We start from the raw sequence: 12,809 nt of genomic DNA on the forward strand, positions 1-12,809 counted from the left end.
CTCTCATCGGTCATCGTCGTCTCCGTTTCAGGTTTCAGGTGTTGCAACCCGAACCTTCTCCAAGATCGGCGATGACCGCCAGCGTCACTGTCGGCTGCGCGCTGCGCTATGCCGACCGCTCCGCGCGCGGCCTCCTACACCATCAGCGCGGACACGACCCAGGCCGCCCCCCGCCGACCCGCCCGGTCACTGCGGCATCAGCGCGAATCGTGATAGACGTCCCGCAACGGGTTCCGTCCAGCCACAACCTCGCAATTGAGCCTGGGGCATCCAAAGGGCGACAACAAGCCGGATGGACAAGCGACACGCCATGCACGCATCGAACCAACGTTCAGCCACGACGACCCTTTTCGACGCCGTTTCGGCTGAGAATCCTGTCGACGTCCTTCGCCGGGTCTGGGGCTATCCGGCGTTTCGTGGAAAGCAGGCAGATGTCATCCGCCATGTCATGGCAGGGAAGGACGCACTCGTGCTCTTCCCGACCGGCAAGGGCAAGTCGCTCTGTTTCCAGCTTCCCGGCGTTTGCCTGCCCGGCGTCACCGTCGTCATCTCTCCGCTGGTGGCGCTGATGAGGGATCAGGTCGAAGAACTGAAGGCACTTGGGATCGCAGCCGAGTGCCTCTGGTCCCAGCAGTCCGAAGAGGAATCGCGCGCCGTCAGGGCGAGGCTCCGCGCCGGGCAGATCAAGCTGATCTACGTCACCCCCGAGCGTGTGGTCCTTCCCGGCTTCGCCGGCCTCTTCGGAGACGTACCGATCTCGCTGATTGCGATCGACGAATGCCACTGCGTCAGCAGCTGGGGCCATAACTTCCGCAAGGACTATCTCGGGCTCGGGAAACTGAAGGAACTTTATCCCGGTGTTCCGCGCATTGCCCTCACGGCCACGGCCGACCCCCACACGCGTGACGATATCATCCGCCAGCTCCAGCTCGACGACGCCGCCGTCTTCGGAGACAGCTTCGACCGGCCCAACATTAGCTACCACATTGCAGAGCGGGACAACGCCAGGTCGCAACTCGTTCGTTTCCTGCAGCGCCACGAAGGCTCCAGCGGCATCGTCTATTGCCTTTCGCGGCGCAAGGTCGAGGAAACCGCCGCCTGGCTCAATGACCATGGCATCAAGGCGAGGCCGTACCATGCGGGCATGGACCCGGCCGTCAAGGCGGAGAACCAGGACGCGTTCCGGATGGAGGAAGACCTTTGCCTGGTCGCAACCGTCGCATTCGGGATGGGCATCAACAAGCCGAACGTCAGGTACGTCGCCCACCTGGACCTGCCCTCTTCCGTCGAAGGCTATTACCAGGAAACCGGACGTGCTGGTCGTGATGGCCTCCCCTCGGAAGCCTTCATGATCTATGGGATGCAGGACATCGTCCAACGTCAGCGGATGATCGACGAGGGCGACGCGACAGACGAGATAAAGCGCATCGAACGGGCGAAACTGAGCGCGCTCCTCGGAATCTGCGAGACCGCCGGGTGCCGCCGGAAGGCGATCCTTTCCCATTTTGGTGAAGCGGCGCCTGACCGGTGCGGCAACTGCGACACATGTAACAATCCCGTCGAGACCTGGGATGGCAGCGAATCGTCAATCAAGGCGTTGGCCGCCGTCTATCGCACAGGAGAACGCTTCGGGACCGCACACGTGATCGACGTCCTTCTTGGAAAGGACACGGAACGGACAAGGAAGTTCGCGCATGACCAGCTGGCCGTCTTCGGCGTTGGCAAAGAGCTTCCTGCCCACGCCTGGCAATCGATTTTCAGACAACTCCTCGCGCTCGGCTACATCCGGGTTGCTCACGACGAATATGGCGCACTGAAGCTGGAGCCGGCTGCTCATCGTGTTTTCAAGAAGGAAGTGGCGGTGATCCTTCGCCGGGACGCCGTTGACACCGTCCGCAAAAGGGAACGAGGGAAACCCGTCGTTACGGCAACGAGAGCCAGATTGACTGACGAGGACGAGACGCTTTTCCAGGCGTTGCGCGCCGAGCGGCTGGCGATCTCCAAGTCCCTGGGTGTCGCTCCTTATGTCGTCTTTCCGGATACGACGCTTATTTCCTTCGCGACCGCTCGTCCGAAGACGGAGCAAGAGATGCTCTCGATCTCGGGTGTCGGAGCGACAAAGTTCGCTCGCTACGGCGAGAAGTTCATGGCCATCATCGCGGGCGGCTAATACGGAGGGCGGCACGGGCCGGCGGGCCGACCGGCCCGCCCCCGTCGTCATTCTGGTTACGCCGCCAACCGCGCCGCGTCGCGCGGGATTTCCACCTCGATTTCGAGAATGGAAACGTGCTCGTCACGGTCCATCTTGACCTGCACCTTGTCGCCATCGACCTGCACGTGCCTGGCGATCACGGCGAGGATTTCCTCGCGGAGAACGGCGACCAGATCCGATCCCATCGAGGCGCGTTCATGGGCGAGCAGCACCTGCAGCCGCTCGCGCGCCATCGGCGCCGACTTCTGTTTGCGGAACAGACTGAAGATGCTCATGCAGCCCTCCGTGCGAAGATCTTGCCGAGGATGCCGCGCTTTTCGCCTGGAATTTCGACCGGCAGAACCTCGCCGGCAAGCCGGCGGGCCGCAGCGAAATAGGCCTGCGCCGCACCGCTGCGGGTGTCGGCCAACGTGACCGGCGCGCCGATGTTGGAAGCCCGCAGCACGTCCATGCTCTCGGGGATGATGCCGAGCAGCGGGATCGAGAGGATTTCCAGCACATCGTCCACCTTCAGCATGTCGCCGCGCTGGGCGCGCGCGCCGTCATAGCGGGTGAGCAGGAGGTGCTTTTCGATCCGCTCGCCGCGTTCGGCCTTGGCCGTCTTGGCGTCGAGAAGGCCGATGATGCGGTCGGAATCGCGCACGGAGGAGACTTCCGGATTGGTGACGACGACCGCCATGTCGGCGTGGCGCATGGCAAGTGTCGCACCGCGCTCGATGCCGGCCGGGCTGTCGCAAATCACCCAGTCGAAATAGCGCTTCAGTTCACCGATGACCTGTTCCACGCCTTCGGCCGTCAGGTTGTCCTTGTCGCGGGTCTGGGAGGCGGGCAACAGGTAAAGCGTCTCCAGCCGCTTGTCGCGGATCAGCGCCTGCGGCAGCTTGGCGTCGCCCTGGATGACGTTGATCAGGTCGTAGACGACGCGGCGTTCGGCGCCCATGACGAGATCCAGATTGCGAAGGCCGACGTCGAAATCGACGACGACGACCTTTTCGTTGCGCTGTGCGAGCGCAGCGCCCAGTGCGGCCGTCGAGGTGGTCTTGCCGACCCCGCCCTTGCCTGATGTGACGACGACTACCTTCCCCATCTTGCTCTCCTGTTTTCGGCCGGTTACGGCTCAGCTGAGTTTCTCTGCCATGATCGTGTCGCCTTCCAGCCACCACTGGGCGGGCTGTCCGCGCAGGCTGGCCGGCATGTCTTCCGCCATCTTGTAGACGCCGTCGATCGCCACCAGCTCTGCTTCGAGCTTGCGGCAGAAGATCCGGGCGGACGCGTTGCCGACGGAACCCGCGAGCGCTCGTCCGCGCAAGGCGCCGTAGATGTGGATCGAACCTCCGGCGATCACTTCGGCGCCGGAAGCGACCGAACCGATGACCGTCACGTCGCCCTCGGCGAAGATCACCGATTGCCCCGAGCGCACCGGCTCGCGAATGATGAGCGACTGCAGCGCCTGGCGGGTCGCGGCAGGCTCCGGCGTCCGGTTCTCTTCGCGCTTCTCCGTCGCCGTGTCGCTGACCGTCACCTCGAAATCGGAGGCCGGCCGGCCACCCTTCAGGATCGGCGGCATTCCGGCCTCGACGAGCGAAGGACGCCCGCCCTCGATACCCATGATGCTGACATTCCGTTGCGCGAGCTCGGCAGTGAGCTCCTTCAGCTCGGCACGATTGATGGCAAGCTCGGTGACGTCCAGCACGACCGGTCGCCCGAGAAAGAAGCCCGCCGAGCGCGCGGCGAGATCGTCGAGCCTTTTCAGCCAGTCGTCGAGCGGCAGATCGGGCGAGAGCACGACCGCCAGAAAGGAGCGGCCCTTGATGCGGATCGAGCGGGCGTCTGTTAGCACTTTGGTCATCTGCGTTAATGATTGGTTATCCTTGCCTACCTCCGGCATGGTTAACAAAGCGTTAACCGCAGCCGCTGACGATCGATACCGGATACGGCTGAGGCAGCCCCGCCGGCCGCGCGAGGCGCGCCCCAATAACGCGTCGCGCCGTCGCCACGTTCTGCCCCCAATCATGGTTAACGATCGGTCAATATTTCGCTGCCTACGATGAAACCGGAATCACTGCTTCGCCGTTACCGGCGAGAAAATACGGGAGGATCGATCATGCTTGCGATTCTGAAGGCTATCCGCGAACACTTGGCGGAAACGCCCGACGCCTGGACCACTGCTCCCGAGATCTGCACCCCGGACACCGGCACCTATGCCGACGGCGCCCTGCCCCTGCAGTCGTTCGACCCGAAAGACCGCCGCGGCGAGACCGCCCGTGCCGCCTTCCTCCGCGACTATGGCCAGGGCCGGACCGTCAGGCCCGAGGGCGCCGGATACGCCTGACCGACAATAGTCCGGCGAACGACGGCCCGCAGTCGCCCGCCAGGACGCTTCGATTGCTCCATAACAGGGAATGATAGCCCGTTCGCGGGAGGAGAAGTTCTCCCTGCGTTGTGGCTCAGTTGCCCTATCGTCCGGGGGCATCTGTCTGCTAGACGGGAGCGGCATATTGAACCGCCGGGCACCCGGGGTTCGAAGAAAAGAGGCGCATCCCATGGCAGATCTTTCCAGCTTCCCCATCACGCGGAAATGGCCGCCGGCCAATCCGGACGTCATCCAGCTCTACTCGCTGCCGACCCCGAACGGCGTCAAGATCTCGATCGCCCTCGAAGAGCTCGGCCTCCCATACGAGGCGCACAAGGTGAGCTTCGCCACGAACGACCAGAAGAGCCCGGAATTTACGTCGCTGAACCCGAACGGGCGCATCCCGGCGATCATCGATCCCGACGGGCCGGACGGAAAGCCGATCGGTCTCTTCGAATCGGGCGCCATCCTCATCTATCTCGCCGAGAAGACGGGCCGGCTCATGCCGGCGACGGCGCGCGAGCGCTACGAGATGCTCTGCTGGATCATGTTCCAGATGGGGGGCGTCGGCCCGATGTTCGGGCAGTTCGGACATTTCCACAAATTCGCCGCCGACAAGGTTGCGAACAACTCCTATCCGGTCGAACGCTACCGCGACGAGGGCAAGCGGCTGCTCGGCGTTCTGGAGGGTCGCCTCAAGGATCGGCAATATCTGATGGGCGACGATTACACGATCGCCGACATCACCACGTTCCCATGGATCTGGTGCGCCGATTTCTACTATGGCGGACGCGAGGTGCTGGAATACGAGCGCTTCCCCGCGGTCATGGCATGGTTCGAGCGCTGCATGGCGAAACCCGCAAGCCAGAAGGGGCTGACAGTCCCGGCCTGAGGCTGCGCAGAAGCGAGGTCGCGCTTGCGCATGACGCGTTCCCGCCGCTTCAGCCGAGGTCGGCGGGATCGGTTGCGCCGGCGATGACGTCAAGCGGTGACTGATCCGGGCGCCGCACCGCAAGGGCAAGCCGATATCCGTCGCAAGGCAGGAACTCGAAGAACCGCCAGGCGTCGGGATTGCTCGGCTCAGCAGAACCGTTTTCCGACGGCCAGAGCGTCACGCGCAGCGGGTCGAGTTGGAAGGCGGGCGAGTCCAGCCTTCCCGACAATCCCTCGCCGGTCGCCTTGAGATAGGCTTCCTTCAGCGTCCAGAGCCGGAAGAATATCGAGCGGTATTCGGCGCCCGCAGCCTTCGCAAGCATCGCACGTTCGCCCGGCGCGAAGCGTTCGGCCACTGCCGACGGGACGTTGCCGTCACTCGCCTCGACATCGACACCGACCGGGACACCCGCGATCACGCAGGCGACCAGACCACGGGTGTGCGAAATGTTGAAGTGGAGCCGTGATCGGGTGCTGGCGGCAAGCTCCGGCTTGCCGGAGAGGCCGGTCTCGAATGTCCACGCCCTCGGGTCGCCGCCGAGGGCTTCGCTCAGCATATGGCGGAGCAGCGCGTGGGCGGCGACGTAAGCGGCCCTGTCCGCGCGATGACGAAAGCGCGTTGCCCGGGCCTGTTCGGAGAGGTTGAGGAGAGCAAACCAGCGCTCCAGATACCGGTCCGGCAAATCAGTGGTCCGCAGCCACAGGAGCCGCACGCTTTCGGGAGCGAGAGGAGCCACGGCGAGGGCTGGTGCAAGAATATCTCCCTCGGCACCCATTCTCGCGCTCCGCAAACCACCTGTCCGTCCTTTCCCTTGGCCGATATTGGCGCGGCCATCGCTTCGCGATCGCCCCTCAGTCGCCTTCGAAGAAGGCAAAGCGCAGAGCGCGCGGCAGGCAGGTGACGAGCGAGCTCGAATGCTCGCCACCCTCCTCGATATCGCAGCGCACCGTCACTCCATCGCCATAGGTTTTCGCGAGCTGTTCAGAAAATGTCTGAACATTGCCGATCATGGCCCGGCGACGGCGGAGCGACACGTAGGAGGCGTTTGCCGCGAGATCGACCTGCCACGGGGCCGGTTCCTCCTCCCACTGGCCGACCGTCAGGTAGGCGCGACGGGGGGCGTCGAAGGCCGCTTTTCGCTCGGCGAGCTGGCCGAGCAGCGCCTCGCGTCCCCACCAGATGGAGGGACTGACCGCCAGGAATGCCTGGAACGACTGAGGCCGCTGACAGAGCCAGTCGAGCACAAGGTATCCCGCGAGCGAATGGCCAAGCAGTGCAGACTGATCCTCTCGGACGGGAAAGGTCGACCGGATGAAGGGCTTCAGCCGGTTTTCGACGAAATCGATGAAGGCCGCCTGACCGCCGTAGCAGACACTCGCCTGCCATCCGGCATCGTCGATTTCGGGAGGGCCGCGAGTGAAGTCCTCGTATCGACGGTCGAGATCATAGTCGCCACCCTCGGAATAGCCGATGCCGACCACCACCATCGGATGGATGCCGCTCGCCTTCGGTCGACGTGAGAGGCGCCGCAGTGTCTCCACGACGAGCAGGAAATCGGCATTCGCATCCAGCAGGTAGAGGACGGGAAAGCCGCCAGGCGGAACCTCCACCGCCGGCACATGGACGAAGATCTCGTGCCTTCGACCGCCGGCGCCGGGCAGCGGGAAGCGCTCGCAATCCGGAACCATCAGGCTGCTGCCGGGCGGCCGGGCACGATCGAACGCATGAAAACGCCTTGTCTTGTTGTCAGCCACGCAGGGTCGCGCCTCCGTCCACGTAAATGTCGGCCATGGTGATGTGTCCCGCCTGATCGGAGAGAAGAAACAGCACCGCGTTTGCAACATCCTCCGGCATGGCGAGTTTCTTCAGCGGAATGCCTGTTCGGTAGCTCGCAAGATCACCCTCGATGACCTGCGCTTCGGCGGCCGGTGTCGCCCACATGCCGGTCTGCATCGGCGTCAGGGTCGAACCGGGCGCAACGATGTTGCAGCGAACGCCGTGCCCGGCTACCTCCAGACCGAGACAGCGCACGAACATCGCCGCCGCCGCCTTCGAGGCTGCATAGGCCGCCATGTTTTTCCGCGGAATGCCGGCCGCATTCGAGCCGACGACGACGATGGCGCCCTGTCCGCGTTCGGCCATGCGGGCGGCGAGCGCCCGGCAGACGAAGAAGGTGCCGTGGCAATTGACGTCGAAAACGCGGCGCCAGACGTCACCTGAAAGCTCGGCCACGGGCGTCGTATCCAGGATGCCGGCGACGTTCACCCCGAAGTCGAAGCCGCCCATCTCCGCATCTGCCTCGGCAATCACACGCTGCACTGCTACCTCGTCGCTGATATCGAGCGCTGTACCCCACACCGGGCCTTCTGCAGCGCTCCAGGTGGGGTCGGCCTGCCTGTCCGTCGCGAAGACCCGTACGCCCGAAGCCACCAAGCCGTCGACCACAGCGCGGCCGATGCCCCCTGCCGCCCCCGTCACGAAGGCCGCCTTTCCTGCCAGTCCCGTCAGTTGCATCCCCGATCCTCCGACGCCGCCATTTCTGCCGCGAGAAGCGGTGCGATCGCCTCCACCGCCGGCGGCGAAGTCAGCTCTGCATGGATGAACGGCACACGTTGCTCTTTCACCGCTTCCGCATGGGGTCTCCAGTCCGCAGGCGAAAGCCGTCCCTTCCCGGAAGGCGCCGCGGCCACATGCAGAATTGTGCCCGGATAGCGCTCGTGAACATGCTCGCGCACCAGTCGGTTGTTGCCGCACACGACGCGCATGATGCCCTCAAAGGCAGTCTCGGGCAGCGCCGCGAGCGGGCTTTCCTTGCGACGGAGGAAATCCCTGACCGCATCCCGTGTCATAGGCAGGTCGAGGAGCCGGTCTGGATCATGGCCTGCGATGGCGAGAAGCGCCTTCAGCCCAGCGTCCGGGCCGGGGTCCGGCTCGTTCCGCCAGCAGTCGGCCGGATAGGAATCGAGCATGGCGAGGCATCCAACGGGCCGGCCCGACCGGACGAGCGCGTTTGCAACCGCATGCGCGATGATACCTCCGACCGACCAGCCGCAAAGATGCACCGGTCGAGCGCCAGCCACCTCCCCTATGCGTCGGGTATAGGCGAGCGCCATGGCCTGCAGGCTTTCCGGCTCGGGACGACCGGGATCGAGCGCCTCGGCCTGGATGCCCCAGACCGCACGTTCGCCGGCGAGAGCGCGCGCATAACCACCATAGCACCAGCCAATGCCCCCGGCCGGGTGGATCATGAAGAGCGGCGGCGCATCATTGTCGGTGGCATTGAGCCTGATCACCGGCTGCAATCCGTTGTCGTCCACCCTCGCCTCGCCGTCGAGATGCGCGGCAAGCCGCTTCACCGTCGGGTAGCGGAACAAGGCACCGAGCCCGATATCGCGTCCGAAAACGCGGCCGAGCTGTTGCACGAGGCGCACCGCCAGCAAGGAGTGGCCGCCGAGCGCGAAGAAGTCGTCATTGCGCCCGACCGGCTCACTCAAATCGAGAAGGTCGGCGAAGAGATCGGCGAGGATCTGCTCGGTGCCGGGCAGCGGAGGCTCGCCCCGCCCGGCCGAAAACCGGGGTGCCGGCAGGGCATTGCGGTCGAGCTTGCCGTTGGAAGACAGCGGCATGGCTGGAAGGCAGACGAGCAGCGACGGGACCATGTAGTCAGGCAGATGGCGCTCAAGGTGCCGCCGCAGCGCCGGCTCTTCAACTGCGGGCGAGGCAACGTAATAGCCAACGATCCGTTTCTCCGGTCCCGCCTGGTGCAGGATCACGACGGACTGGGTGACGTGCGGATACGAGAGAATGGCAGCCTCGATCTCGCCGAGTTCGATCCTGAGACCGCGCAGCTTGATCTGGTTGTCCAGCCTGCCGAGATAGTCGATCGCGCCGTCCGACCGCAACCGCGCAAGATCGCCCGTGTCGTACATCCGCTCGCCCTTGTGGAAAGGGTCCGCCACAAAGCGCTCGGCGGTGAGATCGGGCCGCCCGACATATTCGCGGGCAAGCTGCACGCCGGCGATATAGAGCCGTCCTGCCACCCCCGGCGGCACCGGCCTCAGGCGTCCGTCGAGGACGTAAAGACGAGTGTTCCAGACGGGCAAGCCGATCGGAACGAGATTGGAACCATCGTCGGGAGACGCCGCCCAGCAGCTGACGTCGACCGCGGCCTCGGTCGGGCCGTAGAGATTGTGCAGTTCGGCGGAGATCTCGCGATGGAAGCGGTCCCGCAGATCGGCTGTCAGTTCCTCGCCGCTTGCGAAGACGCGCCGCAGCGAAAGGCCACGCGCCTTCGGCTCCGACACGAAGGCCGAGAGCATCGACGGAACGAAGTGCGCGGTCGTCACGCCATTCTCCCGGATGAGGCGCGCGAGCCACTCGGGATCCTTGTGCGCCTCGGGCGACGCCATCACCAGGGTCCCTCCCGCAAAGAAGGAGAGAAAGAGTTCCCAGACCGAGACGTCGAAGGTCATCGGGGTCTTCTGCAGGATGACGTCGTCAGCCGAAAAGCCGTAATGGCTCTTCATCCATTCCAGCCGGTTGACGATCGCGCGGTGTTCGACGAGCACCCCCTTCGGCTCGCCGGTCGAGCCAGAGGTGAAGATCACATAGGCTGCATCGCCGGGAGCGACGGTCGGAAGCGCGCCAGCGGATGTTTCGGTTTCCCAGGCGGAAGGGGCAAGCACCGGCAGGTCCCCGATCAGCACGCCGTCGGGCGCGAGTGCCAGAACCGGCGTGCCGCGGGCAAGCATGCGTTCGATCCGCTCGGCCGGATGGGAGAGATCGACGGGCATGTAGGCGGCACCGCTCCGCAAGATGGCGACAAGTCCGATCAGAAGCTCCGTCGAGCGCGGCAACGCAACGGCTATCCGACGGTCGCGACCGGCGCCGGCCGCGATCAGTTGCCGGGCGAGCGCCGCCGAGCGGCGGTCCAGCTCGGCATAGCTCAGGGTCTCATCGCCGAACCTAACGGCCACCCGCCCGGCGTGGTCGGCAAAGGCTTTGTCGATCACCTCCACGAGCGTCACAGGCTCCACCACATGGCCGGTGTCGTTCAGTGTTCCGATCAGCCATGCGGCCTCTGTATCCGTCACCGTCGGGACATCCGCGAGCGTGCCGTCGGCGAGCGCGGACGCGACCGACCGGTCGAGGAAGTGCAGGAGGCGCTCCGCGTGCGCACGGACCTCCGCCATGCCGTAGAGGCCCGGATTGGCGTCGATCTCGACCGTCAGGTTCGTCCGCATCGGGTCACCGCGGAAGGAGAAGGTAATGTCGTCGACCGGGCCGGTTCCGAGCCGCTCCGTGGTGACCGTGGCACCCTCGAGTCTCAGATCCCCCTCGTAGGGCAGCACGTTGACCAGCGGCCCGAACAGCCGCCGCTGGCCACCGCCGAGGCCGAGATCGCGGCGGATATGCTCATGGCGATAGCGTCCGTGGCGACGCGCCACCGCGAGCGTCGCGGCTGCCGCGGCGAGCCAGTCGCCGAGGCGCTGGTCCTCGTCGATCCTCAGGCGCACCGGCAGGATGTTCATCAGCATGAGCGGCACGCGCGCGGCGGGCGAACCGAAACGCCCCATGAAAGCGACGCCGACCGTCACGTCCTGCTGCCCGACGAAGCGCGCGTAGTAGGCCGCGACGAGAGCCGTCACGATGTCGCTCCAACCCAGTCTTAGCGCCATCGAAAGTTCGCGAAGCCGTTCGGTCAGCGCCACCGGAACAGCCTGGACCTCATGATGATAGCTGCGGGCGGTCAGGGCCGGCCCCTGCTTGATGCCGGCCACCTCCGGCATGTCCTTCAGGGCGTCGACCCAGAAGGCACGGTCCTCGGCATATTGCGGCGACCCCCCGTAAAGCCGGTCCTGTTCGAGCGCGATCTCGAGGGGAGAAAGCGCCGGCCCTGTGTCCGCCGCGCCGCGGTTATAAAGCTCTGCCGTCCGCGACAGAATGAGGTGGGTCGCAAAGCCGTCGGCGATGACGTGGTGAAGCCGCACATACCACCAGAAGCGGTTCTTGCTAAGCCGGTAGAGCCGGAAGAGAGCCGGGTTGCAGCGGGCGAGATCAAGCGGCGTTTCCATGTCGCGCCGAATGTCGCTGCGGGCGACGGCGGCGGGATCGGCCTCTTGCGACAGGTCGACGATCGAAAGCGACGGCTCCTTGCAGGGGGCGAGGACCTGCCGGTTGTCGTCGAGGATGCGAAGAGACAGGCTGTCGGCTTCCTTATGGAGCTTGGCGACAGCACGGGCGAACCGCTCGACATCGAGCGCGCCGCAGATCTCCATCACCTGGCCGGTGTTGAAGACCGGGTTATCCGGGTCGAGCGCCTGGGCGAACCACAGTCCGCGCTGAGCCTCTCCGAGCGGGTGGACCTCCAGGAGGTCGGAGCTGTCGGAACGCACGGTGCCAGCCAAGGATGCCATGGGTCAGGTCCTTTCCATGTCCTGCTGCCGCGCGACGACGGCCCACCAGCCGGCAAGCGTGACGTCGGCCGCAAGTTCGGAGAAGTCGAGCTTGAGGCCCTGCTGTTCCCAGGAGAGCACGAGCGCCATCGCCCTCATGGAGTCGAGCCCGAGGTCCATGAGATTGTCATCGGCTCCGATCTCGGAAGGATCGGCATGGATCATCCGGGCGATGTCCCGGCGAAGCGTCTCCATCGTGAAATCCGTCATGGCTTATGCCCCCCGATCTCTTGAAGCGCGCGGGTGAGCCCGAGCGGTACAGCGAAGGTGCTCGCGGCATAGGCGAGCGCCATGTCGTGCTTCTCGCGGGAGAAATCCGCGAGGCAGTCGGCGACGAGGAAGGGCTCTATGTCCTGCTGGAAAGCATCGGCAGCGGTCAGCGTGCAGCCGATATGGGCGTAGACACCGCAGACGAGCAACTGGTCCCTGCCCCGGACGCGCATCAGATGGGCAAGATTGCTGTGCTGGAAGGCGCTGTAGCGGTGCTTGACCAGAACCACGTCCCCTACCTCGGGGGCGAGGCGCGCGTCGATGTGCTGGTGCTCCGGCGCGCTCGTCATGCCGGGTCCCCAGAGATCGGCCTGAAGCCCTCGGTCACGCCGGTCCTGATTGCCGTTCTGCGCCGTGTAGAAGACCGGAATGCCTTTGGCACGGCAGGCGCTGGCGAGGCTCCGGATGTTTTCGACCACCGGCGCGATCGGTGCAGCATCGGCCGCAAAGGCGCCGATGAAGTAGTTCTGCATGTCGTGGATCAGTAGCGCGGCACGCTTCGGCTCGAGCCGCCACGGTGCGCGCGCGGTCGGAAGCTCGTCGGCGCGTGGCAAGTCGTAAGCGGCAATTCTCGGCAGTCCCATC

12 protein-coding genes are annotated in these 12,809 nt (G+C 65.1%); 3 read left to right on the forward strand and 9 right to left on the reverse strand.

All coding sequences use genetic code 11. The annotated features are described in order from the left end of the window. Window positions 1-310 precede the first annotated feature (310 nt). The gene (gene recQ / locus DFR48_RS11565; RefSeq protein ID WP_114363553.1) at window positions 311-2,170 is read left to right on the forward strand and encodes a DNA helicase RecQ; all 1,860 of its coding nucleotides are present in this window, start codon (window positions 311-313) and stop codon (window positions 2,168-2,170) included. Between the two features lie 56 nt (window positions 2,171-2,226). On the opposite strand, the gene minE is transcribed toward recQ, so the two are convergent. From minE to minC, 3 genes are read right to left on the reverse strand one after another with little or no spacing between them, the layout of a single operon-like run. Then, on the reverse strand, window positions 2,227-2,487 hold the full coding sequence (gene minE / locus DFR48_RS11570) for a cell division topological specificity factor MinE (protein ID WP_114363313.1): 261 nt from the start codon (window positions 2,485-2,487) through the stop codon (window positions 2,227-2,229). After that, a complete protein-coding gene (gene minD / locus DFR48_RS11575) occupies window positions 2,484-3,299 on the reverse strand; it encodes a septum site-determining protein MinD (protein ID WP_112690328.1) in 816 nt (271 codons plus the stop codon). The genes minE and minD overlap by 4 nt, the downstream gene beginning before the upstream one ends. A 30-nt stretch (window positions 3,300-3,329) precedes the next feature. Further along, a complete protein-coding gene (minC, locus tag DFR48_RS11580; RefSeq protein WP_114363314.1) occupies window positions 3,330-4,061 on the reverse strand; it encodes a septum site-determining protein MinC in 732 nt (243 codons plus the stop codon). Window positions 4,062-4,316: 255 nt separating this feature from the next. On the opposite strand from minC, the gene DFR48_RS11585 reads away from it, so the two are divergent. Both DFR48_RS11585 and DFR48_RS11590 read left to right on the forward strand, forming a co-directional pair. Then, complete coding sequence (locus DFR48_RS11585; protein WP_114363315.1) at window positions 4,317-4,544, forward strand: hypothetical protein; 228 nt, start codon at window positions 4,317-4,319, stop codon at window positions 4,542-4,544. A gap of 211 nt (window positions 4,545-4,755) precedes the next feature. After that, complete coding sequence (locus tag DFR48_RS11590; protein WP_114363316.1) at window positions 4,756-5,457, forward strand: glutathione S-transferase family protein; 702 nt, start codon at window positions 4,756-4,758, stop codon at window positions 5,455-5,457. 49 nt (window positions 5,458-5,506) lie between these two features. Here the strand turns inward: DFR48_RS11590 and DFR48_RS11595 are convergent, their stop codons facing one another. From DFR48_RS11595 to DFR48_RS11620, 6 genes are all read right to left on the reverse strand, one after another. Next, the gene (locus tag DFR48_RS11595) at window positions 5,507-6,274 is read right to left on the reverse strand and encodes a 4'-phosphopantetheinyl transferase family protein (protein WP_114363317.1); all 768 of its coding nucleotides are present in this window, start codon (window positions 6,272-6,274) and stop codon (window positions 5,507-5,509) included. A gap of 76 nt (window positions 6,275-6,350) precedes the next feature. Next, on the reverse strand, window positions 6,351-7,253 hold the full coding sequence (locus DFR48_RS11600) for an alpha/beta hydrolase (protein ID WP_170141854.1): 903 nt from the start codon (window positions 7,251-7,253) through the stop codon (window positions 6,351-6,353). Then, window positions 7,246-8,013, reverse strand: a complete 768-nt coding sequence (dhbA, locus tag DFR48_RS11605; RefSeq protein ID WP_114363319.1) for a 2,3-dihydro-2,3-dihydroxybenzoate dehydrogenase — start codon at window positions 8,011-8,013, stop codon at window positions 7,246-7,248. Before dhbA ends, DFR48_RS11600 begins: the two co-directional genes overlap by 8 nt. Continuing rightward, window positions 8,004-11,915: a non-ribosomal peptide synthetase gene (locus DFR48_RS11610; protein ID WP_114363320.1), complete on the reverse strand. Its 3,912-nt coding sequence runs from the start codon at window positions 11,913-11,915 to the stop codon at window positions 8,004-8,006. Before DFR48_RS11610 ends, dhbA begins: the two co-directional genes overlap by 10 nt. 3 nt (window positions 11,916-11,918) lie before the next feature. Continuing rightward, window positions 11,919-12,164 carry a phosphopantetheine-binding protein gene (locus DFR48_RS11615; protein WP_114363321.1) on the reverse strand — a complete coding sequence of 82 codons (246 nt, stop codon included), beginning with the start codon at window positions 12,162-12,164 and terminating at the stop codon, window positions 11,919-11,921. Beyond that, the gene (locus tag DFR48_RS11620; protein ID WP_114363322.1) at window positions 12,161-12,808 is read right to left on the reverse strand and encodes an isochorismatase family protein; all 648 of its coding nucleotides are present in this window, start codon (window positions 12,806-12,808) and stop codon (window positions 12,161-12,163) included. The genes DFR48_RS11615 and DFR48_RS11620 overlap by 4 nt, the downstream gene beginning before the upstream one ends. Between the last annotated feature and the right edge of the window lies 1 nt (window position 12,809).

The sequence above is a fragment of the Ciceribacter lividus genome (assembly GCF_003337715.1).
In the GTDB taxonomy this organism is placed as follows: domain Bacteria; phylum Pseudomonadota; class Alphaproteobacteria; order Rhizobiales; family Rhizobiaceae; genus Allorhizobium; species Allorhizobium lividum.

Coding starts and splice junctions, on each gene's coding strand:
- recQ (WP_114363553.1), top strand. CDS start 311: ATGCACGCATCGAACCAACGTTCAGCCACGACGACCCTTTTCGACGCC.
- minE (WP_114363313.1), bottom strand. CDS start 2,487: ATGAGCATCTTCAGTCTGTTCCGCAAACAGAAGTCGGCGCCGATGGCG.
- minD (WP_112690328.1), bottom strand. CDS start 3,299: ATGGGGAAGGTAGTCGTCGTCACATCAGGCAAGGGCGGGGTCGGCAAG.
- minC (WP_114363314.1), bottom strand. CDS start 4,061: ATGACCAAAGTGCTAACAGACGCCCGCTCGATCCGCATCAAGGGCCGC.
- DFR48_RS11585 (WP_114363315.1), top strand. CDS start 4,317: ATGCTTGCGATTCTGAAGGCTATCCGCGAACACTTGGCGGAAACGCCC.
- DFR48_RS11590 (WP_114363316.1), top strand. CDS start 4,756: ATGGCAGATCTTTCCAGCTTCCCCATCACGCGGAAATGGCCGCCGGCC.
- DFR48_RS11595 (WP_114363317.1), bottom strand. CDS start 6,274: ATGGGTGCCGAGGGAGATATTCTTGCACCAGCCCTCGCCGTGGCTCCT.
- dhbA (WP_114363319.1), bottom strand. CDS start 8,013: ATGCAACTGACGGGACTGGCAGGAAAGGCGGCCTTCGTGACGGGGGCG.
- DFR48_RS11610 (WP_114363320.1), bottom strand. CDS start 11,915: ATGGCATCCTTGGCTGGCACCGTGCGTTCCGACAGCTCCGACCTCCTG.
- DFR48_RS11615 (WP_114363321.1), bottom strand. CDS start 12,164: ATGACGGATTTCACGATGGAGACGCTTCGCCGGGACATCGCCCGGATG.
- DFR48_RS11620 (WP_114363322.1), bottom strand. CDS start 12,808: ATGGGACTGCCGAGAATTGCCGCTTACGACTTGCCACGCGCCGACGAG.